This is a genomic window from Amycolatopsis sp. WAC 04197 (assembly GCF_003947475.1).
Lineage (GTDB): Bacteria > Actinomycetota > Actinomycetes > Mycobacteriales > Pseudonocardiaceae > Amycolatopsis > Amycolatopsis japonica.
Window position 1 is genome coordinate 371,535 of the sequence record NZ_QHJK01000002.1, and the last position, 25,652, is coordinate 397,186.

The 25,652-nt window shown below is 68.8% G+C and carries 28 protein-coding genes; 15 read left to right on the forward strand and 13 right to left on the reverse strand.

The window, feature by feature from the left end; translation table 11 throughout:
• Positions 1–103: 103 nt before the first annotated feature.
• Positions 104–778, reverse strand: coding sequence for a Crp/Fnr family transcriptional regulator (locus DMC64_RS08925; RefSeq protein ID WP_003081747.1), 675 nt, complete (start codon positions 776–778; stop codon positions 104–106).
• A gap of 158 nt (positions 779–936) precedes the next feature.
• On the reverse strand, positions 937–1,188 hold the full coding sequence (locus tag DMC64_RS08930; protein ID WP_005166943.1) for a hypothetical protein: 252 nt from the start codon (positions 1,186–1,188) through the stop codon (positions 937–939).
• 238 nt (positions 1,189–1,426) lie between these two features.
• Between DMC64_RS08930 and nth the strand changes: the two genes are divergently transcribed.
• Genes nth through DMC64_RS08950 form a run of 4 tightly spaced genes read left to right on the forward strand, consistent with a single transcriptional unit; the run spans position 1,427 to position 4,598 of the window.
• Positions 1,427–2,110 carry an endonuclease III gene (nth, locus tag DMC64_RS08935; RefSeq protein WP_125733667.1) on the forward strand — a complete coding sequence of 228 codons (684 nt, stop codon included), beginning with the start codon at positions 1,427–1,429 and terminating at the stop codon, positions 2,108–2,110.
• On the forward strand, positions 2,107–2,703 hold the full coding sequence (locus DMC64_RS08940; RefSeq protein ID WP_125733159.1) for a TlpA disulfide reductase family protein: 597 nt from the start codon (positions 2,107–2,109) through the stop codon (positions 2,701–2,703). Before nth ends, DMC64_RS08940 begins: the two co-directional genes overlap by 4 nt.
• Positions 2,700–3,407 carry a CoA pyrophosphatase gene (locus tag DMC64_RS08945; protein WP_016337878.1) on the forward strand — a complete coding sequence of 236 codons (708 nt, stop codon included), beginning with the start codon at positions 2,700–2,702 and terminating at the stop codon, positions 3,405–3,407. Before DMC64_RS08940 ends, DMC64_RS08945 begins: the two co-directional genes overlap by 4 nt.
• A 6-nt stretch (positions 3,408–3,413) precedes the next feature.
• Positions 3,414–4,598, forward strand: a complete 1,185-nt coding sequence (locus tag DMC64_RS08950; protein WP_037335050.1) for a MarP family serine protease — start codon at positions 3,414–3,416, stop codon at positions 4,596–4,598.
• 87 nt (positions 4,599–4,685) lie between these two features.
• Here DMC64_RS08950 and DMC64_RS08955 read toward each other — a convergent pair whose 3' ends face one another.
• From DMC64_RS08955 to nhaA, 4 genes are read right to left on the reverse strand one after another with little or no spacing between them, the layout of a single operon-like run.
• Positions 4,686–5,102, reverse strand: coding sequence for a DUF1992 domain-containing protein (locus DMC64_RS08955; protein WP_125733160.1), 417 nt, complete (start codon positions 5,100–5,102; stop codon positions 4,686–4,688).
• The gene (locus DMC64_RS08960) at positions 5,099–6,022 is read right to left on the reverse strand and encodes an alpha/beta fold hydrolase (RefSeq protein WP_125733161.1); all 924 of its coding nucleotides are present in this window, start codon (positions 6,020–6,022) and stop codon (positions 5,099–5,101) included. Before DMC64_RS08960 ends, DMC64_RS08955 begins: the two co-directional genes overlap by 4 nt.
• 14 nt (positions 6,023–6,036) lie before the next feature.
• Positions 6,037–6,531 carry a phage holin family protein gene (locus DMC64_RS08965; RefSeq protein WP_125733162.1) on the reverse strand — a complete coding sequence of 165 codons (495 nt, stop codon included), beginning with the start codon at positions 6,529–6,531 and terminating at the stop codon, positions 6,037–6,039.
• A 51-nt stretch (positions 6,532–6,582) separates the two neighbouring features.
• On the reverse strand, positions 6,583–7,782 hold the full coding sequence (gene nhaA, locus DMC64_RS08970; protein WP_073845676.1) for a Na+/H+ antiporter NhaA: 1,200 nt from the start codon (positions 7,780–7,782) through the stop codon (positions 6,583–6,585).
• Between the two features lie 207 nt (positions 7,783–7,989).
• On the opposite strand from nhaA, the gene DMC64_RS08975 reads away from it, so the two are divergent.
• Positions 7,990–9,450, forward strand: a complete 1,461-nt coding sequence (locus DMC64_RS08975; RefSeq protein ID WP_199754938.1) for a peptide MFS transporter — start codon at positions 7,990–7,992, stop codon at positions 9,448–9,450.
• 159 nt (positions 9,451–9,609) lie between these two features.
• Here the strand turns inward: DMC64_RS08975 and DMC64_RS08980 are convergent, their stop codons facing one another.
• A complete protein-coding gene (locus DMC64_RS08980) occupies positions 9,610–10,329 on the reverse strand; it encodes a VIT family protein (RefSeq protein ID WP_037335059.1) in 720 nt (239 codons plus the stop codon).
• A 112-nt stretch (positions 10,330–10,441) separates the two neighbouring features.
• Here DMC64_RS08980 and DMC64_RS08985 point away from each other — a divergent pair, with 112 nt between their 5' ends.
• The gene (locus tag DMC64_RS08985) at positions 10,442–10,894 is read left to right on the forward strand and encodes an ATP-binding protein (RefSeq protein ID WP_125733164.1); all 453 of its coding nucleotides are present in this window, start codon (positions 10,442–10,444) and stop codon (positions 10,892–10,894) included.
• A 3-nt stretch (positions 10,895–10,897) separates the two neighbouring features.
• Complete coding sequence (locus DMC64_RS08990) at positions 10,898–11,674, forward strand: tRNA(His) guanylyltransferase Thg1 family protein (protein ID WP_125733165.1); 777 nt, start codon at positions 10,898–10,900, stop codon at positions 11,672–11,674.
• On the opposite strand, the gene DMC64_RS08995 is transcribed toward DMC64_RS08990, so the two are convergent.
• Complete coding sequence (locus DMC64_RS08995; RefSeq protein ID WP_037335066.1) at positions 11,638–12,318, reverse strand: DUF2848 domain-containing protein; 681 nt, start codon at positions 12,316–12,318, stop codon at positions 11,638–11,640. The two genes, DMC64_RS08990 and DMC64_RS08995, sit on opposite strands and share 37 nt — an antisense overlap.
• A gap of 107 nt (positions 12,319–12,425) precedes the next feature.
• Here DMC64_RS08995 and DMC64_RS09000 point away from each other — a divergent pair, with 107 nt between their 5' ends.
• Both DMC64_RS09000 and DMC64_RS09005 read left to right on the forward strand, forming a co-directional pair.
• Entirely contained in the window at positions 12,426–13,730 is a 1,305-nt protein-coding gene (locus DMC64_RS09000) for an MFS transporter (protein WP_125733166.1), read from the forward strand.
• A complete protein-coding gene (locus tag DMC64_RS09005; RefSeq protein WP_125733167.1) occupies positions 13,727–14,065 on the forward strand; it encodes a cupin domain-containing protein in 339 nt (112 codons plus the stop codon). The genes DMC64_RS09000 and DMC64_RS09005 overlap by 4 nt, the downstream gene beginning before the upstream one ends.
• A 55-nt stretch (positions 14,066–14,120) precedes the next feature.
• On the opposite strand, the gene DMC64_RS09010 is transcribed toward DMC64_RS09005, so the two are convergent.
• Entirely contained in the window at positions 14,121–14,627 is a 507-nt protein-coding gene (locus DMC64_RS09010) for a DUF6319 family protein (protein WP_037335074.1), read from the reverse strand.
• A gap of 173 nt (positions 14,628–14,800) precedes the next feature.
• Here DMC64_RS09010 and DMC64_RS09015 point away from each other — a divergent pair, with 173 nt between their 5' ends.
• Positions 14,801–15,655: an AraC family transcriptional regulator gene (locus DMC64_RS09015; RefSeq protein WP_125733168.1), complete on the forward strand. Its 855-nt coding sequence runs from the start codon at positions 14,801–14,803 to the stop codon at positions 15,653–15,655.
• A gap of 69 nt (positions 15,656–15,724) precedes the next feature.
• Here DMC64_RS09015 and acs read toward each other — a convergent pair whose 3' ends face one another.
• Positions 15,725–17,695: an acetate--CoA ligase gene (gene acs, locus DMC64_RS09020; protein WP_125733169.1), complete on the reverse strand. Its 1,971-nt coding sequence runs from the start codon at positions 17,693–17,695 to the stop codon at positions 15,725–15,727.
• A 100-nt stretch (positions 17,696–17,795) separates the two neighbouring features.
• Positions 17,796–18,374, reverse strand: coding sequence for a GNAT family N-acetyltransferase (locus DMC64_RS09025; RefSeq protein ID WP_125733170.1), 579 nt, complete (start codon positions 18,372–18,374; stop codon positions 17,796–17,798).
• A gap of 115 nt (positions 18,375–18,489) precedes the next feature.
• Here DMC64_RS09025 and DMC64_RS09030 point away from each other — a divergent pair, with 115 nt between their 5' ends.
• The 5 genes from DMC64_RS09030 to DMC64_RS09050 all read left to right on the forward strand — a co-directional run bounded on the left by DMC64_RS09030 (position 18,490) and on the right by DMC64_RS09050 (position 23,810).
• On the forward strand, positions 18,490–18,987 hold the full coding sequence (locus tag DMC64_RS09030; protein ID WP_007028464.1) for a phosphoribosyltransferase: 498 nt from the start codon (positions 18,490–18,492) through the stop codon (positions 18,985–18,987).
• Positions 18,984–19,715, forward strand: a complete 732-nt coding sequence (locus tag DMC64_RS09035; protein ID WP_037335083.1) for a hypothetical protein — start codon at positions 18,984–18,986, stop codon at positions 19,713–19,715. The genes DMC64_RS09030 and DMC64_RS09035 overlap by 4 nt, the downstream gene beginning before the upstream one ends.
• 161 nt (positions 19,716–19,876) lie before the next feature.
• Complete coding sequence (locus tag DMC64_RS09040) at positions 19,877–20,635, forward strand: 3-hydroxybutyrate dehydrogenase (RefSeq protein ID WP_125733171.1); 759 nt, start codon at positions 19,877–19,879, stop codon at positions 20,633–20,635.
• 26 nt (positions 20,636–20,661) lie between these two features.
• Positions 20,662–21,978, forward strand: coding sequence for an MFS transporter (locus tag DMC64_RS09045; RefSeq protein ID WP_125733172.1), 1,317 nt, complete (start codon positions 20,662–20,664; stop codon positions 21,976–21,978).
• Positions 21,975–23,810, forward strand: coding sequence for a GAF domain-containing protein (locus tag DMC64_RS09050; protein ID WP_125733173.1), 1,836 nt, complete (start codon positions 21,975–21,977; stop codon positions 23,808–23,810). The genes DMC64_RS09045 and DMC64_RS09050 overlap by 4 nt, the downstream gene beginning before the upstream one ends.
• Here DMC64_RS09050 and DMC64_RS09055 read toward each other — a convergent pair.
• Together DMC64_RS09055 and DMC64_RS09060 are read right to left on the reverse strand one after the other, a co-directional pair.
• Positions 23,788–24,372, reverse strand: coding sequence for a nitroreductase family protein (locus DMC64_RS09055; protein WP_037335093.1), 585 nt, complete (start codon positions 24,370–24,372; stop codon positions 23,788–23,790). The two genes, DMC64_RS09050 and DMC64_RS09055, sit on opposite strands and share 23 nt — an antisense overlap.
• Before the next feature lie 4 nt (positions 24,373–24,376).
• A complete protein-coding gene (locus DMC64_RS09060; protein WP_199754939.1) occupies positions 24,377–25,648 on the reverse strand; it encodes a tannase/feruloyl esterase family alpha/beta hydrolase in 1,272 nt (423 codons plus the stop codon).
• Between the last annotated feature and the right edge of the window lie 4 nt (positions 25,649–25,652).

Below are 25,652 nucleotides of genomic sequence, written 5' to 3' on the forward strand. Positions count from 1 at the left end.
TCGTTGTGTCCAGCGCTGTGTTCGGGTCCAGATGTCATGAAAGGGCCGTTCAAGACGAAAAACGTCCTGAACGGCCCTTTCATGACACTTCTGAAGGGCGGGGCTAGCGGGCGCGGCGGGCCAGGCGCTCCGGGTCCAGGATCAGCACGCTCTTGCCTTCGAGCCGCAGCCAGCCGCGGTGCGCGAAGTCGGCGAGAGCCTTGTTGACGGTCTCGCGCGAGGCGCCGACGTACTGGGCGATCTCTTCCTGCGTCAGGTCGTGGGTGACCCGCAGCAGACCGGCCTCCTGGCTGCCGAAGCGCTGCGCGAGCTGCAGCAGCGCCCGCGCCACGCGGCCCGGGACGTCGGTGAAGATCAGCTCGGCGACCATGTTGTTCGTCCGGCGCAGCCTGCGGGCGACCACCCGGAGCAGCTGCTCGGCGATCTCCGGGCGGGTGGAGATCCACTGCCGCAGCGCCGGGCGGTCCATCGTCACCGCGCGGACCTCGGTCACCGTCGTCGCGCTGGACGTCCGGGGGCCGGGGTCGAAAATGGACAGCTCGCCGAACATGTCGGACGGGCCGAAGATGCCAAGCAGGTTCTCGCGGCCGTCGGGTGACTTGCGGCCGATCTTCACCTTGCCGGACTGGATGATGTAAAGCTTGTCGCCGGGTTCACCCTCGTTGAAGATGACATGCCCGCGAGGGAACTCCACGGATTCCAAGGTCTGTGCCAGCGCCTCGGCGGCTGCCGGCTCAACACCCTGGAAAATGCCCGCTCGGGCCAGGGTTTCGTCCACCTCGGGTGCCTCCTCATCGAGATACGACGTCGATCCTCATTCTGCCGAGGACCGTGTCGTCGATCACTTTTCGCGTCAGTCTAGGTCGTGCGCGCGAGATCGCTCGTCGGCACGCCGAACGCGCGCGGGCCGGGAACGATCTCGCTCGAACGTGGAGCCTAACTCCGCACGCGTCGCGCGCGAAGCCTGGCCGCCTTCCCGCCCAGCCTGCGCAGCCGGAAAAGCTCGAGGGCGCGCCCGATGCCGTGCCCGTAAAGGGCCCTGACCTCGTTGGGCTGAGCCTGCTCGAGGAACTCCTCGACCTCGTTCTCCTGCACCGCGACGTGCTTGAGCCTGGTCTCCACGCGTTCCATGAACAGCGCGAAGAACATGATCACCAGGGGCACGAGGATGACGAACCAGACGGTCATGAGCCCTGCCCAGGGAATTCCGAAAAGTTGTGCATTACTCCAGATCCTCGCTCATGGCGTCCTCGATCGAAGCGCCGAGGTGGTGCTCTGGCGTGTCGGCCGTCGACCGGCGGGATGCTCCCACTGGCTCGTCCGATGGCGCCCGTAGGCTATCGGGGTGCCTCCTGCCCCCACCAATGCCCCCCGCGCGGGGGGCAAGGGTGAAAGCCGGCTCGCGTTGGTGAGACGCGCCAGGCGGATGAAGCGTTGCCTCGACGACGAGTTCCCCGACGCGCACTGTGAGCTCGACTTCACCACTCCGCTCGAACTGCTGGTCGCGGTCGTGCTTTCGGCGCAGACCACCGACGTCCGCGTGAATCAGGTCACGCCCGCGCTCTTCGCGCGCTACCGGACCGCCGCGGACTACGCCGGCGCCGACCGCGCCGAACTCGAGGAGTACCTCCGCCCGACGGGTTTCTTCCGCGCCAAGGCGAACTCGGTCATGGGGCTGGGCGCCGCGCTGGTGGAGCGCTACGACGGCGAAGTGCCCGGCAAGCTGAAGGACCTCGTCACACTGCCGGGGGTCGGCCGCAAGACGGCCAACGTCGTGCTCGGCGACGCCTTCGGGGTCCCCGGGATCACCGTCGACACCCATTTCGGGCGCTTGGTCCGCCGCTGGGGCTGGACCGAGGAGGAGGACCCGGTCAAGGTCGAGCACGCCGTCGGCGAGCTGATCCCGCGCAAGGAGTGGACGCTCCTCTCGCATCGGACGATCTTCCACGGCCGCCGCGTCTGCCACGCCCGCAAACCGGCCTGTGGCGCCTGCCCGCTGGCCAAGATGTGCCCTTCGTACGGAACCGGCCCGACGGAATTCGAGGAATCCGCGAAGCTGGTCAAGGGCGAAGAGCGCGACCACATCCTGGATCTGGCGGCCCGCCGGTGACCAGGGTCACCAAACTGGCCCTCGGTGCCGCCCTGCTGGTGGTGGCCCTGATCGTCGCGTTGCTCACGACGCGGGACGGCCAGGCGCCCGCGAAGACGTCGGGGGATCTCACGGCCGCGCGGGCGAAGGCCGCGCTCGCCCCTTGCCCGCCGCCTGGGCCCGGTGAGGTGGCGAAGCTGCGCGGTGTCGACGTCGAGTGCCTCGGCGACGGCTCCAGGGTCGACCTCGCCAAGGTGGTCTCCGGTGGTCCCGTGCTCGTCAACCTGTGGGCGTCGTGGTGCGAGCCATGCCGGGCCGAGCTCCCGCTGCTCCAGCGGTACGCCGCGCAGCCCGGCGCCGCGCGGGTGCTCCTCGTCCAGGTCGCGAGCTCCGGCGCGGACGGGCTGGCGATGCTGGCCGAGCTGGGTGTCCGGCTGCCGTCCGTGTTCGACGGTGACGGACAGTCGGGGCCGGTGCGGACGGCACTGAAGGTCCCTTCCTCCCTGCCGGCGACGTACCTGGTCACGGCGGGCGGCGACGTCCGGCTCATCGAGAACCCACGCGTCTTCCTGAACACTGACCAGGTGCGCGCCGCTGTGGAAGGGACACCATGACCGGCCCCCTCGTGGACCCGGAGGCCGTGCCCGCCTGGCTGCAGCCGCTGGTCAAGATCAGCGGTGAGGTCGACGCGGCCACCTTCAGCCGGTTCAGCGTGCCGCCGGACGCGAGCTACCGGTCCGCGTCCGTCCTGATGCTCTTCGGCGAAGGCCCGCAGGGGCCGGACGTCCTGCTCCAACGCCGTGCGGACACCCTCGGCTCGCACGCGGGCCAGGTCAGCTTCCCCGGCGGGGGCGCCGAGCCGGAGGACGGCGGACCGGTCGGCACCGCGTTGCGCGAGGCGGAGGAGGAGACCGGCGTCGAGCCCGCGGGTGTGCTGCCGGTGGCGGTCTTCCCGGAGCTGTTCGTCCCGGTGTCCAGCTTCGCCGTGACGCCGGTGCTCGCCTACTGGCGGACGCCGTCGCCGGTGCACGCCGTCGACCCCGGCGAGACGGCGGCCGTGGCCAGGGTGCCGGTCGCCGAGCTCACCGACCCGGCCAACCGGTTCCAGGTCACGCGCAAGGGTTACGACTGGAAGGGGCCGGCGTTCGACGTCGGCGGGATGTTCGTCTGGGGTTTCACGGGCGGTCTGCTGGCGATGACGCTGGCGCTCGGCGGCTGGGAACGGGACTGGGACCACGGCGATGTCCGGGACCTTGACGTAGCGTTGGCCGAACATCAGGCGCGGGTCGACGGGCGGCAAGTGCCGGAGAAGGAGTAGGCGCCGGTGAACTGGGTCGACGTACTGGTGATCCTGCTCGCACTGCTGGCGGGCGTGTCCGGCGCGTTCCAGGGGGTGATCATCGCCCTCCCCTCGCTGGTCGGGGTGGTGCTCGGCGCGCTCGCGGGGATCAAGATCGCGCCGCTGATCGTGGAACTCTTCCAGCATCCGGCGGCGAAGGTCGCCTTCGCGGTGGCGACCGTGGTGTTCCTGGTCGCGCTCGGGGAGACCCTCGGGGTCTGGGCCGGCCGGAGGCTGCGGCAGAAGATCAACCCGGACAAGCTTTCCGGCGTCGACAAGACGCTGGGCGCGGTGGTGCAGGCCGCCGTCGTGTTCGTGGTCGCCTGGCTGATCGCGACCCCGCTCACCGCCGTCTCGGGCGTGCCGGGGCTGGCGAAGTCGATCAACAGCTCGGTCGTGCTCGGCGGCGTCAACGACGTCATGCCCGAAGCGGCGCAAGGCTTCCCGAGCGAACTGCGCAAACTGCTGGACGCCTCCGGCTTCCCGTCCATTGTGGATCCGTTCCAGAAGCCGAACGTCGAGGACACCAGCCCGCCGGACACCGCGCTGCAGGCGAGCGCGATCGTCAAACAGGTGCACCGCAGTGTGGTGAAGATCCGCGGCAACGCGACCTCGTGCTCGCGGGCGCTGGAGGGCAGCGGTTTCGTCGTCGCGCCGCAGCGGGTGATGACGAACGCGCACGTGGTCGCGGGCACCGACGAGGTCGCCATCGAGTCGACCTCGGGCAAGTTCCCGGCCAGGGTCGTCTACTTCGATCCCGAGGCCGACGTGGCCGTGCTCGCGGTGCCGAGGCTGCAGGCCCCGGTGCTCCCGTTCACCCCGCGGGTCGCGCGCGCGGGCGACAACGCGATCGTGCTCGGCTACCCGCTCGACGGGCCGTACACCGCGACGCCGGCCAGAGTGCGCGGCCGGATCAACCTGCGCGGACCGGACATCTACGAGTCCAACACGGTGCAGCGTGACGTGTTCACCGTGCGCGGGCAGGTCCGCAGCGGGAACTCGGGCGGGCCGATGATCAACCCGGATGGCGAGGTCATCGGGGTCGTGTTCGGTGCGGCCGTCGAAGATCCGGAGACCGGCTTCACGCTGACTTCGGAGCAGGTGCGGCCGGTGGTCGAGACGGCTCCGGCGCTGAGCGCGAACACCTCGACCGGGCCTTGCGCTAACTAGCCTTACGGATCTTCGGATGTCATGAAAGGGTCGTTCAGGACATTTTGTGTCCTGAACGACCCTTTCATGACATTTGCGGCGAGGGGGTCAGGCGGACGGAGAGAGGCCTTCGCGCCACGAAGCGACCGTCTCCTCCACGTCCAGCGGCCGTGCCCGCAGCACCGGACCGCCCGCCGGACGCCGGTGCTCGGCGCGGATCCGTTCGTTCAGGTCCTCGACGATCTCCCGCACCCGCGCCTCACGACGTACACGAGCCAAGGTGTCCGGCAGGTCGTCGAGCTCCTTCGCGATCGCCAGCGAAGGCGGCAGCAGCGCCGAAACGTCGTGCCCCTCGGCGCGGACCTTGTTCACCACCCACGCCAGCGCGGTGTCCTTGCCGCCGGTCTTCGGCAGCGGTTTCCCCGCGCCGGGAAGGTCGTCGAAATCGCCCTTCGCGGCGGCCGCGCTGACCTGCCTGTCCACCCAGGACTCGAACGACACGCCCGTCGGTTTGCGCTCGGTCATACGTCCAGGGTACGGAAAAAGCCCAGCAAAGCGGCCGACGTGCGGTCCGGGGCCTCCAGCTGCGGGAAGTGCCCGATGCCCGGCCAGCGCTCGAGACGGGCGTCCGGGGCCCAGCGACGGGACGCCGCCGCGGTGTCGGGCAGGACGCACCGGTCCTCTTCGCCGTGCAGCTGCAGCACGCGGGGCGCGAAGCGGCCTCGCAGCGCCTCGCCGAACCGGCGTCCTTCACCGCGGAACTGCGCGCGGAACGCCCATCGGTAGTACTCCAGCGCGCTGTGCGGCACTCCCGGCACGAGCATCGCCTGCCGGAACGCCCGCACGGCCTCGGCGAACTCGGCCGTGTCCGTCCACTGTGGACCGGACCAGGCACGGAACAGCTCTTCGACGGCGAGCGCGTCGTCTTTGACCAGCCATTTCTCCGGCGCCATCGGCACCTGGAAGCGGAACAGATGTCCCGAAGCGCGCAGCTGTCCCGGCCGCCGGACGGCGCGGCGCAACGCCAGCGGATGCGCGCCGCCCAGCACGCTGACCGACGAGACCAGCCGCGGGTGCAGCGCGCCGACCGTCCACGCGAGCATGCCGCCCCAGGCATGTCCGACGAGATGGGCCTTGCGCGCGCCGAGCGACTTGATCAGCCCGCCGACGTCGCCCGCGAGGGTCCAGGCGTCGTAGCCGCGCGGGGGTTTGTCGGAGTCGCCGTAGCCGCGCAGATCCACCGCGACCGCGCGGAAACCGGCGTCGGCGAGCGCGGTCAGCTGGTGGTTCCAGGTCCACCAGAACTCGGCGAACCCGTGCAGCAGCACGACCAGCGGCCCGTCGCCGAGTTCGGCGACGTGCAGCCGGATGCCGTTCGCCGAGACGTCACGATGGGTCCACGGGCCGTCGATCCGGACGATCGACGGATCCGGTGTCGCCTGCACCGACTCGAAGATCGTCAGCCGCGGTCCGCGGGCGCGTCGTCATGACGCGGCTTGAACGCGGCGGCGGTGTCCTTGAAGCTGTTGATCGTGCGCTCGGGCGCCTTGATCTTCTTCACCTTGCGGTAGCCGAGGAAACCCGCGACCGCCGTCGTGGCGAGCATCAGCCCGAACACGATCGCGAACGCCGCCCAGCGCATCAGCCACTCCGACAGCAGCTCGCCGAGGAAGAAAAAGAAGAAGAACGAGCTGTACAGCCCGACGACCAGCGCGACCAGGAAGAAGATGGCGCCCTTGAGGCCCTTCTTCGCCTCCGCGACGACCTCGGATTTGGCCAGCTCGACCTCGGCGCGGATCAGCGTCGAGACGTGTTGTGTGGCATCGCCGACGAGTTTCCCGAGGGACTGCTCGCTCGCTACCACGTCGTCATCGCTCGACAGGGGGAGGTAGGGCACGGCCCCCACGCCGTCGGGGCCGGTACGTTCGTGCTTGGGGCTGCTCACACCGGTCATCGTGCCACGTGCCCCGATCACGGGCGCGGCGGACCGGCGAGTGTCGCATTCTCAATCTTCGCGCGCGTGCACGCGGCTGCGGTGCAGCAGCATCGCGGCGGCCGAAAGCGAGGCGATGGCCGAGGCGATCAGCACCGCCGCCTTCGCCAGTTCGACGGCCTCCCCGTCGAGCGCGAGATCGGCGATCAGCAGGCTCACGGTGAACCCGACGCCGCCGAGCATCGACAGCGCGCCGATGTCCCGCCAGCCCATCCCCCTGGGTTTCTCCGCGAGCTTGAACTTCACGGCGAGCAGGCTGGCGCCGAAGATCCCGATGAGCTTCCCGCCGACGAGCCCCACGAGTACGGCCAGCGGCAACGCGGTGGTGAACACCGCGCTGAGCGATTCGCCGTCCACTGTGATCCCGGCCGCGAACAGCGCGAACAGCGGTACCGCGACCGCGGCCGACCACGGCTGCAAGCGGTGTTCGAGCCGGATCGCGGGCGCGTGCTCCTCGCCCTCGTCGGCGCGGACGCGGGTGAGCAGGCCGAGCGCGACGCCGGCGATGGTGGCGTGGATACCCGCCGAATGCACCGCGACCCAGGTGATCAAGGCCAGCGGTACGTAGATCCAGGCGCTGCGGACGCGACGGTGCTGCAGGTACGCGTACAGCGCGAGGGCGACGACGGCGACACCCGCGGCGACGAGGTCGAACTTCGCGGTGAACAGGATCGCGATGAGCAGGATCGCGCCGAGGTCGTCGACCACCGCGAGCGAGAGCAGGAAGACCCTCGCGCTGCTCGGCAGGTTCGACGCGGTCAGGGCGAGCACGCCCAGGGCGAACGCGATGTCGGTGGCGACCGGGATGGCCCACGCGCGTTCGATACCCGGGGTTCCCCAGCCCACGGAAAGCGCGACCAGGGCAGGCACGATCATGCCGCCGACCGCGGCGACCACCGGCAGGATCGCCTGTTTGAACCGGGAGAGTTCCCCGACCACGAGTTCGCGTTTGAGTTCGAGCCCCGCGACGAAGAAGAACAACGCGAGCAGGCCGTCTTTCGCCCAGTCGCCGATCGTCAGATTCAGATGCAGGAATTCGGGACCGAGCCGGAAATCGCGGATGGCGCGGTAACTGTCGTCAATGGGCGAATTCGCCCACAACAGGGCGATCGCGGTGGCGCCGAGCAGGATCATTCCGCCGGTGGTCTCCGTGCGGAGATAGCGGGCGAACTCGGCGACGACGACTTTCGCGGGACGGTTCGGTCCGGACAAGGCGACCTCCGGTTTCGGCAACGACGAATACTGTTGCCGACCAGACTTCCCGGCGCACCTTGACCTTATTTTAACGCCTGGAGCTGCGGAAATCTCGCGTTCATGACGGCGACCACAAGATCCATGCGGACGTCGGTGTCCCGTCCACATGCTGGGCTTCTAGCATGTCAACTGAAAACCGACAACGATGTCTTCGATAAGGACGGCATGGTGAGTACCTCTACCGAGGTCCAGCAAGACACGAGGTTCTTCGGGCACCCACGAGGGCTGGCGAACCTCTTCGGCGTCGAGATGTGGGAGCGTTTCTCGTACTACGGGATGCTCGGCATCCTCCCCATCTACCTCTACTACGAAGTCAGTCAGGGTGGCCTCGCGCTGCCGAAGGCCTCCGCGCTCGGCATCGTCGGCGCGTACGGCGGCATGGTCTACCTGTCGGCGGTGATCGGCGCCTGGGTCGCGGACCGCGTGCTCGGCTCCGAACGGACGCTGTTCTACAGCGCGATCCTGATCATGATCGGGCACATCAGCCTCGCCGTGCTGCCGGGACTGGCGGGTATCGGCGTCGGCCTCGTGTGCGTGGCCGTCGGCAGTGGCGGGCTGAAGTCCAACGCCACGGCCATCGTCGGGACGCTGTACGCCGACGGCGACGAGCGCCGTGACGGCGGTTTCACCATCTTCTACATGGGCGTGAACATCGGCGGTTTCGTCGGGCCGCTGCTGACCGGCCTCGCGCAGAGCGAGATCGGCTTCCACGTCGGCTTCGGGCTCGCCGCGTTCGGGATGGCGCTCGGCCTGACCCAGTACACGATCGGCCGCAAGAACCTCGGCGAGAAGGCGAGCGAGATCCCCAACCCGCTGCCCGCCTCGCAGCGGCCGCTGGTCTTCGGCGGCACCGCGGTGGGTGTCGCGGCGATCGTGCTGCTCGTGGTGTTCGGCGTGATCAACCCCGGCAACCTCGTCGACGTCGTCGTCTGGGCCGTCGCGGTCATCTCGGTGATCTACTTCGTGGTGATCATCAGCAGCAAGAAGATCACCTCCGACGAACGCAGCCGGGTGTACTCGTTCATCCCGATGTTCATCGCGAGCGCCGCGTTCTTCTCGCTGTACCAGCAGCAGTTCACCGTGGTCGCGGCCTACACCGACGAGCGGCTGAACCGGACGATCTTCGGCTGGGAGATGCCGGTCGCGTGGGTCAACTCGATCAACCCCGTGTTCATCATCCTGTTCGCGCCGGTGATCGCGGCGATCTGGACGAAACTCGGTTCGCGGCAGCCGTCCTCGCCGATCAAGTTCGTGCTCGGCACGGTCACCATGGGCGTGGCGTTCCTGCTGTTCCTCCCGATGGTCGGCAGCGGCAAGAACGCGAGCCCGCTGCTCGCGCTGGCCGGCATCCTGTTCGTGTTCACCATGGCGGAACTGATGCTTTCGCCGGTCGGCCTCTCGCTGTCGACCAAACTCGCGCCGGAGGCGTTCCGGACGCAGATGGTGGCGCTGAACTTCCTGTCGATCTCGCTCGGTACGGCGATGTCCGGGAAGCTCGCCGAGTACTACACGGTCGACGACGAAGCGCCGTACTTCAGCATCGTCGGCGGTGTGGCCATCGTGGTCGGTGTGGCGCTCCTGGTGGCGACGCCGATGATCCGCAAGCTCATGAAGGGCGTTCACTGACGCGCTTCTTCCCGCGCTGACGAGCGACCCTCGGAGGTGCTGAAAGGGCCCTTCACCGCATAGGAAGCGGTGAAGGGCCCTTTCGCGTGTTACGGCTCCAATCACGCGAGATCGCCGTCCGATCACGCGTGTCGTCCGTCTGATCACGCGAGATCGCCGTCAGCCGACGGTGGTCCCGAACAGCACGCCGACGTAGTACGTCACCAGCATCGTCAGCGCGCCCACGCCGACGTTCCGCGCGATCGCGCGGCCTGCCCGGGCGTCGCCGAGTTTCGCGCTGATGAACCCGGTCAGCGCCAGCCCGACCACGACGGCCGCCGCGCACGCCCAGACGCGGGCCGAGGTCGACGTCCACACGATCGCCAGCAACGGCAGCAGCGCGCCGACGGTGAACGCGACCAGCGAGGCCCACGCCGCCTGCCACGGACTGGTCAGATTGTCCGGATCGATGCCGAGTTCGGCCTCGGCGTGCGCCTGCAGCGCGTCCTTTTCGGTCAGTTCGCGGGCGACCTCGGCGGCCAGTTCCGGGGAAAGGCCCTTGCCTTCGTAGATTTGCGCCAGTTCCCGTTCTTCGGCTTCCGGCATCTCTTTCAGTTCACGCTTTTCCAGCCGCAACTGTGCGCGTTCGGTGTCGCGCTGCGTGCTCACGGAGACGTATTCGCCGCCCGCCATCGAAAGCGCGCCCGCGACGAGCCCCGCGATTCCCGCGGTGGCGATCGTGGTGGAGTCGGTGGTCGCGCCCGCGACGCCGACCACGATGCCCGCCACCGACACGATCCCGTCGTTCGCGCCGAGTACCCCGGCGCGCAACCAGTTCAGTTTGCCGCCCAGATCCGCGTGCGGTTCGTGGGGATGTTCGGTCGATACCGTCTCGGTCACCGTTTCAGTGAAACACGGAAAACGGCGCGAGGCGAGTGGAAACCGATTCGGTCAATTGAGGCAATCCTTATTCATTATTGCCTTACCTAAGTCGTCGGATAGATTGCCGGACATGGCAGAGGTGGTGATCCTGATCGGGTTGCAGGCGTCCGGGAAGTCGACGTTCTTCCGGCGGGTGTTCGCGGGCACGCACGTCCACCTCAGCAAGGACCACTTCCCGAACGCCAAGCGACGCCAGCCGCGCCAGCTGCGGATGCTCGCCGAGGCGCTCGAAGAAGGCCGTTCGGTGGTCGTGGACAACACCAATCCGTCGCCGGAGGAGTGGACGCCGCTGATCGAGGTCGCGAGACGGCACGGCGCGCGCGTCTCGGGGTACAGGTTCCCGCCGGATCTCGAAGGTTCCCAAGAGCGCAACGCGCTGAGGAGCGGCAAAACCCGGGTGCCCGACGTCGGTCTGTATGCGACTCTCAAGCGGCTGCGGCGCCCGAGCGCCGAAGACGGTTTCGACGAGCTGTACACCGTCGGTTTCGACGGTGAAGGCGGTTTCGTCGTGGAGCGGGGGTGAACCATGGACGCCGGTGATTTCGAGGCACGGCAACGGGAACGCGAGTGGTTCCACGGGCTGACCGTGCCACCGGGAGCCTGGACGGTGCTCCGCGTCGACGGCCGGGGCTTCTCCAAGTTCACCGAAGCGCGGTTCGAGAAACCGTTCGATCCCCGGTTCGCCGACTGCATGGCCGAGGCGGCGAACGCGTTGATGGCGGAGTTCGCTTCGCCTTACGTGTACACGGAAAGCGACGAGATCTCCCTCGTCCTGCCGCCCGTCGCCGACCTGTTCGGGCGGGGCGTGGAGAAGCTCGTGTCGATCTCCGCCGGGGTCGCGTCAGCCGCGTTCACCCACGCGGCCGGGGTGCCCGCGCACTTCGACGGCAGGGTCTGGCTCGGCACGACGACGGACGACGTCGTCGACTACTTCTCCTGGCGTCAGGCGGACGCGGCCCGCTGCGCGCTCAACGGCTGGTGTTACTGGATCCTGCGCAAGGCGGGGAAATCGGCGAGTGAGGCCGGAGCGGCTCTCGAAGGCACCGGCGTCTCCGAGAAGAACGAACTGCTCTTCGCGCACGGCGTCAATTTCGCCGAAGTCCCCGCCTGGCAACGCCGCGGCGTCGGGCTGTACTGGGAGTCCTACCAGCGCACCGGTTTCGACCCGGTGCGAAAGGTCGAGGTCTCCGCGACCCGCCGCCGCGTCCGCGTCGACCGCGAGTTGCCGATGAAGGGCGAATACCGCGTCTTCCTGGGCGAGTTGCTTCAGCCGATCGGTTCGGGCAGCCGCCGCACGGAGTAGGCGAGTTCGATCGTCTCGCCGGTCGCGGGGTCGCCCAGTTCGACGCGCCAGGAGTCGGCGAACTGGTCGACGCCGTGCACCATCGGGATCGTCCCCGAGATCAGCACGGTGCCGGGGGCGTACAGATCGCGTTCGCGCAACACGTCCAGCCAGTACGACGGCGGCAGCAGTTCGGCGAGTTTCCCTTGCTGGATCAGGGTTTCCCCGGCCCAGGCGGACAGCGTCAGGTCGTCGAGCCGGTCCTGCACGTCGACGAGCCGCCAAGCCTTGGCGGCGAGGACGTCGGGGCCGGCGTTCTTGCTCCACGCGACGCCGTGCGCTTCGAGCGCGCGGTCGGTGTGGTCGCAGGCGGCGGTCAGGAGGACGTCCTCGGGCTCGGGGCCGGTGATGACGAGGGCCCATTCGGCCTCGCCGGAGGTCCGCTCGTGCTGCACCGGGACCTCGTCGGTCTGGCTCGCCAGGTACGGCGCGACCGGGTAGAGCGCCGGGATCACCGAAGGCGCGGGGACGCCGAGTTCGGCCAGTTCGGCCACGTGGGCGGCGACGTCCTCCTGGCTGCGACCGGCGTATCCGGCGTTCAGCAGCGTGTGGACCTCGGTCCGCCGCTCCTGGCCGTCGGGAAGGGTGAAACGCAGCTCAGGCATCTGTCCTCCGAGATTGGGGGTTGCGCATACAGCTTGTATACAAGGAGTATATCCGCAATTCAACCCCTCCCGGCGGGGTTGCGGACCTCCTACGGACGGATGTGGACATGACCTCACCAGCCGGTGACCGGCGTTCGTTGCACAAGGCCTTCGCGGCCAGCCTCTCGGGAACCGCGCTCGAGTGGTACGACTTCGCGGCCTACTCGGTGGCTGCCGCGACGATCTTCGGGCATCTCTTCTTCCCCTCGGAAGACCAGCTCGCGAGCACGATGGCGGCGTTCTCGACCTACGCCGTCGGCTACCTCGCCCGGCCGCTCGGCGGGTTCCTCTTCGGCCGCCTCGGCGACGTACTCGGCCGCAAACGCATCCTGGTCATGACGCTCGTGCTCACCGGCGTGGCGACGTTCCTCATCGGTGTCCTGCCCACGTACGAGACGATCGGCGGCTTCGCGGCGGTGCTGCTCGTGGCGCTGCGGTTCGCGCAGGGCGTCGGCATCGGCGGCGAATGGGGTGGCGCCGTCCTGCTGTCGAGTGAGTTCGGCGATCCGGGCAAACGGGGCTTCTGGGCGTCGGCCGCGCAGATCGGCCCGCCCGCGGGCAACCTGCTCGCCAACGGTGTCCTCGCCGTGCTGGCCGCGCTGCTCACCGAGGACCAGTTCAACAGCTGGGGCTGGCGGATCGCGTTCCTGCTGTCCGGCGCCCTCGTCGGGTTCGGGCTGTGGATCCGGCTCAAACTGGAGGAGACGCCGGTCTTCAAGCAGATCCAGGAGCGCGGCGAGCGCTCGTCGGCGCCGATCTCCGAGGTCTTCCGCACCGAACGCCGTGCGCTCGTCGCGGCCGTGCTCATCCGCGTCTGCCCGGACGTGCTCTACGCGCTGTTCACTGTCTTCGTCCTCACCTACGTCACCACGCACACCGACCTCTCGCGCGGTGCCGGGCTGGCCGCGGTGATGATCGGTTCCGCGTTCCAGCTGATCCTGATGCCGCTGTTCGGCGCGCTCTCGGACCGGGTCTCCCGGCGCAAGATGTACCTGTTCGCGACCATCGCCGCCGGTATCTGGCCGTTCGTGTTCTTCCCGATGGTCAGCGGCGGATCCTTCGCGATGCTGGCGATCGGCATCGTGCTCGCGCTGGTCATCCACGCCGCGCTCTACGGCCCGCAGGCCGCGCTCGTCACCGAGCAGTTCTCGCCGCGCCTGCGCTACACCGGCAGCTCGCTGGCGTACACGCTCGCCGGCGTGATCGGCGGGGCGCCCGCGCCGCTGCTGTTCACCGCGCTGCTGGCCGGTTTCGACACCTGGCTCGCGATCGGGGCCTACTTGCTCGTGACCGCGGTGGTGACCATCATCGGTGTCGTGCTCGCCCGTGACCCGGACCGCGAGGAGGCCGCCGCCATGGAGCCCGTGCGATGACGGCTTGGACGCCGATGTCCACAGTGGAGGGTCTGCCGCTGATCGGCGGACAGGGCCGGTTCCGGACGCTCGCGACGGCGGAAGGCGGTCTGGCGTATGAGATCCACTATCCGGCGGGCGTCGCTTCTCCCGTGCACAGCCACGATCACGACAGCATCGTGTACCTGATTTCGGGTTCGCTGCGCGGCACGCTCGACGGTGAGGAAGTGACGCTCGAAGCGGGCGGCACGATCGTCCACCCACGCGGCGTCCCGCACAGCGTCGAGGCCATTGTGGACAGTCAGTGGGTCGAGTTCAAGACCCCGCTGCCTTCGCGGCCACCGATCGCGGAATGAAAGAAACCGGGGCGGACACTGATATCCAGCGTCCGCCCCGGTCGGGAGGAAAGTCTCAGGCGTCCAGCTCGGCCAGCGCCAGCTTCGCCTTCTCCAGCTCGGCTTCGAGCTGAGCCACCTTCGCGGCCTGCAGCTCGCGGGCGGCGTTGATGACCTCGTCGATCGGGCCCGACAGGTCCGCGTGCAGCTCCTTGGCGGCGCGGGACACGGCGGCGGCCGGGATCTCCAGGCCCTTCGCGACCCACTTGGCGCCGTTCTTGAGCTCGGCCTGCCACTCGCCGTCGGCGGTGCCGGTGACCGTGAGGGTCAGCTCGACGGTGCGGGTCTTCTTCGCCGTCGTTGCGACCTTCGGGCGGCCGCGCTTGGGCTTGGGGGACTCCGCCGTGGCTTCTTCGGCGGGGGTCTCCGGGGTGCTCGAAGCCTCGGGGGTCTCGGCCTTGGCCTCGGCCGGGGCTTCGGTGGTCTCCGAGGTGGTCTCCGCCTGCGGCGTCGAGTCGACGGGCGCTTCGGTAGCCGCTTCTTCGGACACGGCGTCAGTGCGTGTCAAGGCATCCACGGTCATCGTCGGTGTCGTCTCCTTGCCCGGGTATGGGGTGGTACCCGGCACATCCTAGAACAGGCGTTCGACTGTCGCGCGGCAGGGTGTGCTAGGCGTGTCGCATGATCGGATCGGTTCGCGGCGATCGGGCGCGGGCAGGATGCGTTCCAGCAGAGTCGATGGCGAAGGGAGGCCGCGTGATCTCGGCCCTGAACCGGCTCGTCGACCTGGTCGAAGAGAAGCTCGACGGCGAACTCGACGTCGCCGGGCACGCCAAGGCGTTCGGCACGACCGAGTACCACCTGCGCCGGATGTTCTCGTCCTTGGCGGGGATGCCGCTGTCGGAGTATCTCCGCCGTCGTCGGATGACCGCGGCCATCGCTGACGTCGTCCGGGACGAGGACGATCTGCTGAGCATCGCCGTCCGGTACGGCTACGGGTCGGCGGAGGCGTTCGGCAGGGCGTTCCGCGCGGTCCACGGCGCCGGGCCCGGTGATGTCCGCCGCGACGGAGGCCCCCTTCGGACACAACCGCTGCTCAGGTTCCGCCTGAGCGTCGAAGGGAGCATCCCCATGGAAACCCGTATCGTCGACCGCCCCGCCTTCCGGCTCGCCGGGCACGCGACGCGCGTGCCGTTCGTCCGCGAGGGCGTCAACCCGGATATCCGGCGGCACATCGTCGCGCTGCCGCCGGAGGCGCACGCGCGGCTGAAAGCGCTCAGTGACACCGAGCCGCCGGGGCTGTTGCAGGTCAGCGACGAGCTCGATCCGGACGGCGCCGAGCTGACCTACCTGCACGGAGTGGCCGTCGCCGGTGAAGCCCCCGGAGATCTCGACGTCATCGAGGTGCCTGCCGGGCGGTGGGCGGTCTTCCGTACCGACGGCGCGCATCCGGAGGCGTTGCAGAAGGTGTGGGCGGCGACGGCGACCGAGTGGTTCCCGTCCAATCCGTGGCGGCTGCGGCCGGGACCGTCGATCGTCTCGATCCTTGAGCACTCGGAAGACTTCGGGACCGCCACCTGTGAGCTTTGGCTGGCCGTCGAACCCGCCTGACCTATGTCATGAAAGGGCCGTTCAGGACATATTTCGTCCTGAACGGCCCTTTCATGACGTTTGGGTCGGTTACTCCTCGGACTTGCCGGACTTCAGGCCCGAAGAGATCAGGTCCATCACCGACGAGTCGGCCAGCGTCGTCACGTCGCCGACCTGGCGGTTCTCCGCGACGTCGCGCAGCAGGCGGCGCATGATCTTGCCGGACCGCGTCTTCGGCAGCTCCTGCACGACCAGGATCTGCCGCGGCTTCGCGATCGGGCCGATCTCCTTGGCGACGTGGTTGCGCAGCTCCTGAACGGCGGCGTCGCCACCGTCCACGGCGTTGCCGCGCAGGATGACGAACGCGACGATGCCCTGGCCGGTGGTCGGGTCGGTCGCGCCGACGACGGCGGCCTCGGCGACCGTCGGGTGCGAGACCAGCGCCGACTCGACCTCGGTGGTCGAGATGCGGTGCCCGGACACGTTCATCACGTCGTCGACCCGGCCCAGCAGCCAGACGTCGCCGTCGGCGTCGTACTTCGCGCCGTCTCCGGCGAAGTAGTAGCCCTGGTCGGCGAAGCGGGACCAGTACGTCTCACGGAAACGCTGCTCGTCGCCCCAGATGCCCCGCAGCATGCCCGGCCACGGCTTGTCGAGCACCAGGTACCCGCCGCCGCCCTTGCCGACCTCGACGCCCTGGTCGTCGACGACCTTCGCCGAGATACCCGGCAGCGCCTTCTGCGCGGAGCCCGGCTTCGTCGCGGTGACGCCCGGCAGCGGCGAGATCATGATCGCGCCGGTCTCGGTCTGCCACCAGGTGTCCACGATCGGCGCCGAGTTCGCGCCGATGTTCTCGCGGTACCAGATCCAGGCCTCGGGGTTGATCGGCTCGCCGACGCTGCCGAGCACGCGCAGCGACGAGAGGTCGTACTTCTGCGGGATCTCGTTGCCCCACTTCATGAACGTGCGGATCAACGTGGGCGCGGTGTAGTAGATGGAGACCTTGTGCTGCTGCACGATCTCCCAGTGGCGGCCCTCGTGCGGCGTGTTCGGCGTGCCTTCGTAGACGACCTGGGTCGTCCGGTTCGCCAGCGGGCCATACACGATGTACGTGTGCCCGGTGATCCAGCCGATGTCGGCGGTGCACCAGTAGACGTCTTCGCCCGCCTTGTGGTCGAAGACGTTGTGGTGCGTGTACGCGGCCTGGGTCAGGTAGCCGCCGGAGGTGTGCAGGATGCCCTTCGGCTTCCCGGTGGTGCCGGAGGTGTAGAGGATGAAGAGCGGGTGCTCGGAGTCGAACGCCTGCGGCGCGTGCTCCGCGGACTGGCCGTCGACCAGTTCGTGCCACCAGATGTCGCGGCCTTCGGTGATCGGCACCTCTTCGCCGGTGCGGCGGACGACGATGACCTTCTCGACCGATTCGGCGCCTTCGAGCGCTTCGTCGACATTGACCTTCATCGGGGCGGCCTTGCCGCGGCGGTACTGACCGTCGGTGGTGATGACGATCCGCGCCGCCTGGTCGTCCACGCGGGAACGCAGCGCTGTCGGCGAAAAACCACCGAAGACGACACTGTGCAGGACGCCGATGCGGGCACACGCGAGCATCGCGACGATCGCTTCGGGCACCATCGGCATCTGGATGGCGACGCGGTCACCCGCCTCGAGGCCGAGGGATTCGAGGGCGTTCGCCGCGCGGGAGACGTCGTCCTTCAACTGCGCGTAGGTGATGTCACGGCTGTCGCCGGGCTCGCCGACCCAGTGGATGGCGACCTGGTCGCCGTGCCCGAAATCGACGTGGCGGTCCACGCAGTTGTACGCGACGTTCAGCTTCCCGCCCACGAACCACTTCGCGACCGGCGCATTGGTCCAGTCCAGTACCTGCGACCACTTCGTTTCCCAGTGCAGGCGCTCGGCCTGCTTGGCCCAGAACGCTTCCCGGTCGGCGTCGGCTTCGGCGTAGAAGTCGGCGGTGGCATTCGCTTGCGCGCTGAAAGCCTCACTCGGGGGGAAGGTCCTGCTCTCCGTGAGCAAATTGTCCAGCGCCGGCGACTGCTCGGTCATGGTGCGATGCCTCCTGTGTTTCGCGTGTCTTCACGCCCGTTGGCACGCTATCGACGTTACGACGCGAAGTAAAAGGTTGCATCGTGGTTGCGCGCGGCATTCACACGCTTGAGGACAAGGCGGTACGGACCGCCGGCCATTCTGGTCCGGTCAGGGAGTAGACGACGGTGTCGCGGATGGTTCCGTCCGGCCGCACGCGATGCGCGCGCAGCACCCCTTCCCTTTGCGCGCCGAGACGTTCGATCGCCTTCTGCGACTTGAGGTTGCGGATGTCGGTCTCCCACGAGACGCGGTTCGCGCCGAGGTCGTCGAAAGCGTGGCGCAGCAACAGGAGTTTCGACTCGCGGTTGAGCCCGGTCCGCTGCCATTCGGAACCGATCCAGGTGTAGCCAACGGAAACGATCTTGTGGCGCGCGTTCATCGCGTAGAACGACGTCGTGCCCGCGACCTCGCCGGTGCGCGCGTCGATCTGCGCCCAGGCACGGCGGTCGGTGTCGGCGAGGATGCCTTCGACCATCGCTTCGGCCGCGGCGAGATCCGTCGGCTGCCGGAGGCTGAGCCAGGTCCAGATCGCCGGGTCGGAGCCCGCCGCGAAGAGGCCCTTGGTGTGGTCGCGGGTGAGGGGTTCGAGGCGGACGCGTTCGCCGGTCAAGGTCGCATGGTCGTTCCAGTCGGTCACGATCTTGACGGTACGACCGGTAATGGCCTCACTGGATAGCCAGTTTCGAAGCATTCGAGAAGGCCACTACGGCGTTGCCTATGCTCGCGGGAACGATCGACGAAGGCGAGGCACCATGGCCGAAGAGCGGGAAGAGCTCACCTGGGAGTTGTTCGGGACGGCCAGCAGGGATCTGGCACAGGCCGTCGCCGACGACGGCTTCGAGCCGGACCTGATCCTGTCGATCGCGCGCGGCGGGCTGTTCGTCGCGGGTGCGCTCGGCTACGCGCTGGACGTCAAGAACCTGCACGTGATGAACGTCGAGTTCTACACCGGTGTCGACCAGCGTCTCGACCTGCCGGTGATGCTGCCGCCGGTGCCGAACGTCGTGGACCTGACGAAGAAGAAGGTGCTCGTCGCCGACGACGTCGCGGACACCGGTGCGACGCTGAAGCTGGTCCGCGACTTCTGCGCCGACCACGTCGCCGAGGTGCGCTGCGCGGTGGTCTACGAGAAGCCGCGCTCCGAGGTCAAATGCGAGTACGTCTGGAAGCACACGGACCGGTGGATCAACTTCCCGTGGTCGGTGCAGGCGCCCGTGGTGCGGCGCGCGGGCCAGGTGCTGGACGCGTGACGGATCCGCTGAAGCCGCTGCTGGACCTCGAAGGGGTCGCGGCGGCCGCGAAATCGGCTCAGGACGCGGTGTTCGCCGTCCACCGGCTGCCGGCCAACCTGCGCGGCGGCGCGGCGACGGCCGCCGAAGCCTCCGTGCGGTCGGCGCGGGCGTCGGCCGGGATCGAGGGCGCCGCGCCCGAACTGCCGGAATCCGGTGAGGTGACCGATCCGGTGCTGGCGGGCGCGCTGCGGGTCGCGGAAGCGCTCGAAGGACTGCTCCCGACTTGGCGGCGCGCGCCGCTGCAGGCGTTGGCGCGTTTGCACGTTCTCGCCGCGTCGGATCTCGTGACGGATCTCGACGCGCTGGGGCGGCCGCGGTCGTCTGGTGACGTCGGGCCGCGGCTGGAGCTGCTGGCGCAACTGGTCACCGGCGCGACGTCGGTGCCGGGTCCGGTGCTGACCGCCGTCGTGCACGGGGAACTGTTGGCGCTCAAGCCTTTCGGCTCGGCGGACGGCGTCGTCGCGCGGGCGGCGGCGCGGCTTTCCGCGGTGGCGACCGGGCTCGACCCGAAGGCGCTGACGGTGCCGGAGGTCGCGTACTTCCGGCGGGTGCCGAAGTACCTCGAAGCCGCTACGGGCTTCTCCAGCGGGACTCCCGACGGCGTCCGCGCTTGGCTGCTCTTCTCGTGCGAAGCGTTCGAGGCGGGCGCTCGCGAGGCGAAGTCCATCTCCGACGCCGCCGGCTGACCCCTCCCGCATTTCGTCCTCTGAATGCGGTAGTTCGCGATGCCAACTACCGCATTCAGAGGACGAAATGCGTGGGTGGGGTGAGCCCACATGGGATCTTGCCCAGGTGTGGTGCGTGACCACATGGCCTAAGCGCGCCGGGAGACCTAACGTCGTCCGGCATGAGTGGTGCGTATCACAGCGATCTGGCGGGTAAGTCCGCGCTGGTCACGGGCGCGGCCGGGGGGATCGGCCTGGCCTGCGCCGAAGCGCTGTCACAGGCCGGGGCCAAGGTCCACCTCGTCGACATCGACGACGCCGTCGAGAAGGCGGCGGCCGACGTCGACGGCATCGCGCACATCGTCGACCTCACCGACGCCCTGGCCGTCGAGACCCTCCCCACCGAGATCGACATCCTCGTCAACAACGCCGGTTTCCAGCACATCGCGCCGATCCACGAGTTTCCGCCGGAGACGTTCACCCGCATCCAGGCGCTGATGGTCACCGCGCCGTTCCTGCTCATCCGCCGCGCGCTGCCGAGCATGTACGAACGCGGCTGGGGGCGCGTGGTCAACATGTCGAGCGTCCACGGCCTCCGCGCGAGCCCGTTCAAATCCGCGTACGTCACCGCCAAACACGCGCTCGAAGGCCTCTCCAAGGTCACCGCGCTCGAAGGCGCGGAACACGGCGTGACCAGCAACTGCGTCAACCCGGGCTACGTCCGGACGCCGCTGGTCACCGGCCAGCTCCAGGCACAGGCCGAAGAACACGGGCTCGAACGCGACGCCGTCATCGAGCAGGTCCTGCTGCGGCGGTCGGCGATCAAACGGCTCATCGAACCGGCGGACGTCGCCGCGTGCGTGCTCTGGCTGTCCGGCGACCACGCCGCCCACGTCACCGGTACCTCCATCCCCCTCGACGGCGGCTGGACCGCCGCGTGAACCCCTCTCCCGAAAGGACGTCCCCGGTGACCACCCAGAACCGTGGCTCGATCGCGAAGGTCGTCAGCGCCAGCCTGATCGGCACGACGATCGAGTGGTACGACTTCTTCCTCTACACCTCCGCCGCGGCGCTGGTGTTCGGCAAATTGTTCTTCCCCACCAACGATCCGCTCACCGGGACCCTGCTCGCGTTCCTCACCTACGCCGTCGGCTTCCTCGCCCGGCCGATCGGCGGGCTGGTGTTCGGGCATTTCGGTGACCGCGTCGGCCGCAAGAAGCTGCTGGTGCTGAGCCTGCTGCTGATGGGCGGGTCGACCTGCGCGATGGGCATCCTCCCGACCTACGCGACCGTCGGTGTGGTGGCGCCGATCCTGCTGACGCTGCTGCGGCTCGTGCAGGGTTTCGCGCTCGGCGGCGAATGGGGCGGCGCGGTGCTGATCGTCTCCGAACACGGCGACGACAAGCGCCGCGGGTTCTGGGCGTCGTGGCCGCAATGCGGTGCTCCCGGCGGCAACCTGCTCGCGACCGCGGTCTTGGCGATCCTCGCCGCGACGCAGTCCGACGAGGCGTTCCTCAGCTGGGGCTGGCGGATCCCGTTCCTGCTGTCCGGGGTGCTCGTGGTGATCGGGCTGTGGATCCGGCTCGCGGTCAGCGAATCGCCGGTGTTCCTCGCGGCGCAGAAGAACGACACGACCACGCGCGCGCCGGTCGTCGAGGTGTTCCGCAAGAGCTGGCGCGCGGTGCTGATCACGATCGGTTCGCGGATGGCGGAGAACGTCTCGTACTACGTGATCACCGCGTTCATCCTCGTCTACGTCACCACCGGGCTGAGCCTGCCGAAATCGGTGGGACTCAACGCGGTGCTCATCGGTTCGGCCGTGCACTTCGTGACGATTCCCTTGTGGGGCAAGCTTTCCGACCAGATCGGCCGTCGCCCGGTCTATCTGTTCGGCGCGATCGGCATGGCGGTGTGGAGCTTCGTGTTCTTCGCGATGCTCGACACGAAGAACTCCGGCGTCATCATCCTCGCGGCGACCATCGGCCTGGTGCTGCACGGCGCGATGTACGGCCCGCAGGCCGCGTTCTTCTCCGAGCAGTTCCCGACGCGGGTGCGCTACACCGGGCTCTCGGTCGGCGGTCAGCTGTCTTCGATCGCGGCGGGCGCGGTGGCGCCGCTCATCGCGGTCGCGCTGTTCAAGGAGTTCGGCAGCACGGTCCCGGTCTCGCTCTACGTGGTCTCGATGTGCGCGCTGACCGTGATCGCCCTGCTCGCCGCCCGCGAGACCAAGGGTGAATCCCTGCACTCCGAAGTTCTCATGGAGCGCGGTCACGTGTCAGCATGACCGCTGTGGACGGATCCGCGCAGTTGCGCCGGCTGCTCGAACTGCTCGCCTCCGGCGCGGGCAGCGAGCAGCTGGCGCACGTCCCCGTCGACCCGAAAGCCACCGAGCTGGCGCTGCGGATCCGGGACACCGTCGCCGAGCACCGGCGGCGCGAGGCGGAGCTGGCCGCGTTGTTCGACACGGCCAGCGACCTCGCGCGGCTGGACGATCCGGACGCCGTCCTCCGGTCGATCGTGCGGCGGGCACGGGCGTTGCTCGGCGTGGACGTCTCGTATCTGAGCCTCAACGACGAGACCGAGGGCAAGACCTACGTCCGGGTCACCGACGGGTCGGTTTCCGCGCTGTTCCAGGACATCGTGCTCGGTATGGGCGAGGGGCTCGGCGGGCTGGTCGCGCAGACCGCGCGGCCGTACGCGACGGCGGATTACTTCAACGACAAGCGGTTCCGCCACACGTCGTCGATCGACACCGGAGTGCTCGACGAAGGACTGACCGCGATCCTCGGGGTGCCGCTGGCGATCGGCAGCAAGGTCATCGGGGTCCTGTTCGCCTCGGACCGGACCACGCGGGAGTTCTCTCCCGACGAGGTCGCGCTGTTGTCGTCGCTGGCCGACCACGCGGCGATCGCGCTGGACAACGCGCATCTGCTCGACGAGACGCGCCGCGCGGTCGCCGAGCTGAACGCCGCGAACGCGACGATCAGCGCGCACAACGACGCGATGCGCCGCGCCGAGGACGCCCACGACCGGTTGATGGATCTCGTGCTGCGCGGCGGTGACCTGGCCGAGGTCGCCGCCGCGGTCGCGGACGTGCTCGGCGGCGCCATCGCCGTCTACGACGCGGACGGCGCGGTGCTCGCGCGGACCGACGGCGAGCTGAATCTCTCGCGGACCGCGGTTTCCGCGTCCAGGGCGAGCGGGCGCGCGGTGTCCACTGAGGACGGTTGGCTGTGCGCGGTCCAGGCGGGGCAGGAATTCCTCGGCAGCCTGGTGCTGGGCGGCGGGCGCTCGCTCGGCGAGGCCGACCGGCGGCTGTTCGAGCGGGCGGGCGTGGTCACCGCCGTGCTGCTGATGCAACGGCGGTCCGTCGCGCGCGCCGAGGACGAGGTGCGCGGCGAGCTGCTGTCGGATCTGCTCACCGCGCCCGGCCGCAATCCGGCCGCGCTGCTGGCGCGCGGTCGACGCCTCGGGGTCGATTTGTCGACATCGCACGCGGTGCTGATCGCGCATTCCGACGACGTTTCCCGGCGACGGCTGGCCGCGGCGGCTTCGCGGCACGCGGACCTGGTCGGGGTCCACGCCGACGAGGTGGTCCTTCTGGTGCGTGGCGCGGATCCCGGCTCCCTGGCACGATCCGTCGCCGCCGAACTGTCGTCCACAATGGACTGTCCGGTGACGGTGGGCGCGGCGGGGCCGGCCGCCTCCCCGAAGGCACTGGCCGTGGCGCACGCCGAAGCCGCGCGATGCGTCGCTTCGCTGCTGGCGCTGGGCCGGGCGGGGGAAGGCGCGAGCATGGCCGACCTCGGGTTCGTCGGGCTGCTCCTCGGCGAGCACGCCGATCTCGGCGCGTACGTGACCGCCACGATCGGCCCGGTGCTCGACTACGACGAACGCCGCGGCACGGACCTGATCGGCACGCTTCGCGCGTATTTCGCCTGTGGCGGCAACTTGACGCGGGCGAAGGACCTGCTCCACGTGCACGTCAACACCGTCGTCCAGCGGCTGGACCGCATCGCGTCACTGCTGGGCGAGCAGTGGCAGGCGCCCGAGCGCGCGCTGGAACTTCAGCTCGCGCTCAGGCTGCATCGCCTCACCAGTGACCGAAACGGATGACGTCGTCGAAGTCGCGGCGGGCGACCGTGGTCGGCGACGAACCGGGTGACGGACCGGATTCGGCGCCGTGCCCGAGCGCCACGACACCGATCGGGTCGTGATCCTCCGGCACGCCGAACTCGCCGTGGAGCCGCTCCACGCTTTCCGGCGCCAGCCCGAAGAACACCGCCCCGAGACCTTCGTCGACGGCCGTCTGGAGGATCAGCATCGTCGCCATCCCGGTGTCGACGTCCCAGTACGGTACGCGCCACCACGAATCGTCCCGATCGGTGAACCCCTTGTCCGGCTTGGCATAACGGTCGAGGTACGCGTTCTTGACCGAGAGCGGGACGATCGCGACCGGGGCCGTGGTCACGGTTTCCGGCGCCCAGCTCGCCCCGAACTCCCAGAATTTGGCGAGTTCTTCGCCGGTGAGGACGAGAAATCCTTGTCCCTGTGAGAATCCGGCCGAGGGACCTTTGAGCGCGTTGCGCAGGATGCGCTGAAGGCTCGCCTCGGCGACGGGCTCGTCGGTGAACTTCCGGACCATGCGACGGCGTCGTACGACGTCCTGGAATTCCATGTGATCAGCTTAGTGCGCAAGAGGTCGCCAGGTCACCGCTCGCGCGCGGGATCGTCGCCGAAGCGGGCGGGCGGACGCCGTCGAGCCAGCCTTCGAGAGCGCTGAAAGCCGTACGGAAACACGGGCCGATCGGGCGCAGCTTGTCCGGGTACGCGTCGTACAGGCCGTCGACGTGGTTGCCGTCGACGATCCGGTAGTAGCGCTGCAGACCGGCGCGGCCCTGCTCGGCGATCATCCGCTGGTAGACATCGGAATCGCGGGTGATCGGCAGGAGTGTGTCGAGGGTGCCGTGCAGGGTGATCAGTGGTTTGCCGATCCGGCCGGTCAGCGAAATCCGTTCGACCGCGCGGTGCACCGACCGCGGGCGAGCGGCGTAGTCGTAATCGGTCCCGGTGAACGACGGGTCGAATTCGGCTTGATAGATCCGTTGGGTCAGGCCCCAGTAGACGTCGTTGTGGTACTTCCAGAGGAATTCCGAACCCGGTGCGAAACCGGCGTCGAGGATTTCCTGGTGGGCTTGCGCGGAACCGGCGGCGTACGCGGGATAGGCCTTGATCGCGGGCGGCAGGAAGGTGAACAGGTTCGGGCCGTCTTCGTGCCAAAGCGTGCCCTCCCAGTCGATTCCGCCGTCGTAGAGCCACGGCCGGTTCTCGAGCTGCCAGCGGACGAGGTAGCCGCCATTCGACATCCCGGCCGCGAGGGTGCGGCTCGGCGGGCGCCCGTAGCGGTGCGCGACGGCCGCCTTCGCGGCGATGGTCAGCTGCGTGACCCGCGAGTTCCACTCGGCGATCGCGTCACCGGGACGACGTCCATCGGTATGGAAGTCGGCGCCGGTGTTGCCCTTGTCGGTCGCGGCGAACGCGTAACCGGCGGCGAGGACCTGGTCGCCGATCGCGCGATCGTTCGCGTACTGCCGTCGCACTCCGGGCGATCCCGACACCACGAGGCCGCCGTTCCAGCGATCGGGCAGCCGGAGCACGAACTGAGCGTCGTGGTTCCAGCCGTGTGCCGTGTTGGACGTCGACGAATCCGGGAAGTAGCCGTCGATCTGGATACCGGGAACGCCCTTGGGCGCGGGGAAACCGGCGGAGGTGAGCCCGGCCCAGTCGGACTGCACGGTATGGCCGGTGGCCAGGGTGCCGGTGGTGGTCAGATCGTCCAAACAGGACAGTCGTTGGGTCGCGGCGCCGGGAACGCGCACGTTCCCGCATCCGCTCGCCGCCTGGGCGGGGGTGGCCAGGGCCAGCATCATCGCGAGGACCAGGAAGAGCCGCATCGGC

Coding starts and splice junctions, on each gene's coding strand:
- DMC64_RS08930 (WP_005166943.1), bottom strand. CDS start 1,188: ATGACCGTCTGGTTCGTCATCCTCGTGCCCCTGGTGATCATGTTCTTC.
- nth (WP_125733667.1), top strand. CDS start 1,427: ATGAAGCGTTGCCTCGACGACGAGTTCCCCGACGCGCACTGTGAGCTC.
- DMC64_RS08945 (WP_016337878.1), top strand. CDS start 2,700: ATGACCGGCCCCCTCGTGGACCCGGAGGCCGTGCCCGCCTGGCTGCAG.
- DMC64_RS08955 (WP_125733160.1), bottom strand. CDS start 5,102: ATGACCGAGCGCAAACCGACGGGCGTGTCGTTCGAGTCCTGGGTGGAC.
- DMC64_RS08965 (WP_125733162.1), bottom strand. CDS start 6,531: ATGACCGGTGTGAGCAGCCCCAAGCACGAACGTACCGGCCCCGACGGC.
- DMC64_RS08975 (WP_199754938.1), top strand. CDS start 7,990: ATGGTGAGTACCTCTACCGAGGTCCAGCAAGACACGAGGTTCTTCGGG.
- DMC64_RS08985 (WP_125733164.1), top strand. CDS start 10,442: ATGGCAGAGGTGGTGATCCTGATCGGGTTGCAGGCGTCCGGGAAGTCG.
- DMC64_RS08990 (WP_125733165.1), top strand. CDS start 10,898: ATGGACGCCGGTGATTTCGAGGCACGGCAACGGGAACGCGAGTGGTTC.
- DMC64_RS08995 (WP_037335066.1), bottom strand. CDS start 12,318: ATGCCTGAGCTGCGTTTCACCCTTCCCGACGGCCAGGAGCGGCGGACC.
- DMC64_RS09000 (WP_125733166.1), top strand. CDS start 12,426: ATGACCTCACCAGCCGGTGACCGGCGTTCGTTGCACAAGGCCTTCGCG.
- DMC64_RS09005 (WP_125733167.1), top strand. CDS start 13,727: ATGACGGCTTGGACGCCGATGTCCACAGTGGAGGGTCTGCCGCTGATC.
- DMC64_RS09010 (WP_037335074.1), bottom strand. CDS start 14,627: ATGACCGTGGATGCCTTGACACGCACTGACGCCGTGTCCGAAGAAGCG.
- acs (WP_125733169.1), bottom strand. CDS start 17,695: ATGACCGAGCAGTCGCCGGCGCTGGACAATTTGCTCACGGAGAGCAGG.
- DMC64_RS09030 (WP_007028464.1), top strand. CDS start 18,490: ATGGCCGAAGAGCGGGAAGAGCTCACCTGGGAGTTGTTCGGGACGGCC.
- DMC64_RS09040 (WP_125733171.1), top strand. CDS start 19,877: ATGAGTGGTGCGTATCACAGCGATCTGGCGGGTAAGTCCGCGCTGGTC.
- DMC64_RS09050 (WP_125733173.1), top strand. CDS start 21,975: ATGACCGCTGTGGACGGATCCGCGCAGTTGCGCCGGCTGCTCGAACTG.
- DMC64_RS09055 (WP_037335093.1), bottom strand. CDS start 24,372: ATGGAATTCCAGGACGTCGTACGACGCCGTCGCATGGTCCGGAAGTTC.
- DMC64_RS09060 (WP_199754939.1), bottom strand. CDS start 25,648: ATGCGGCTCTTCCTGGTCCTCGCGATGATGCTGGCCCTGGCCACCCCC.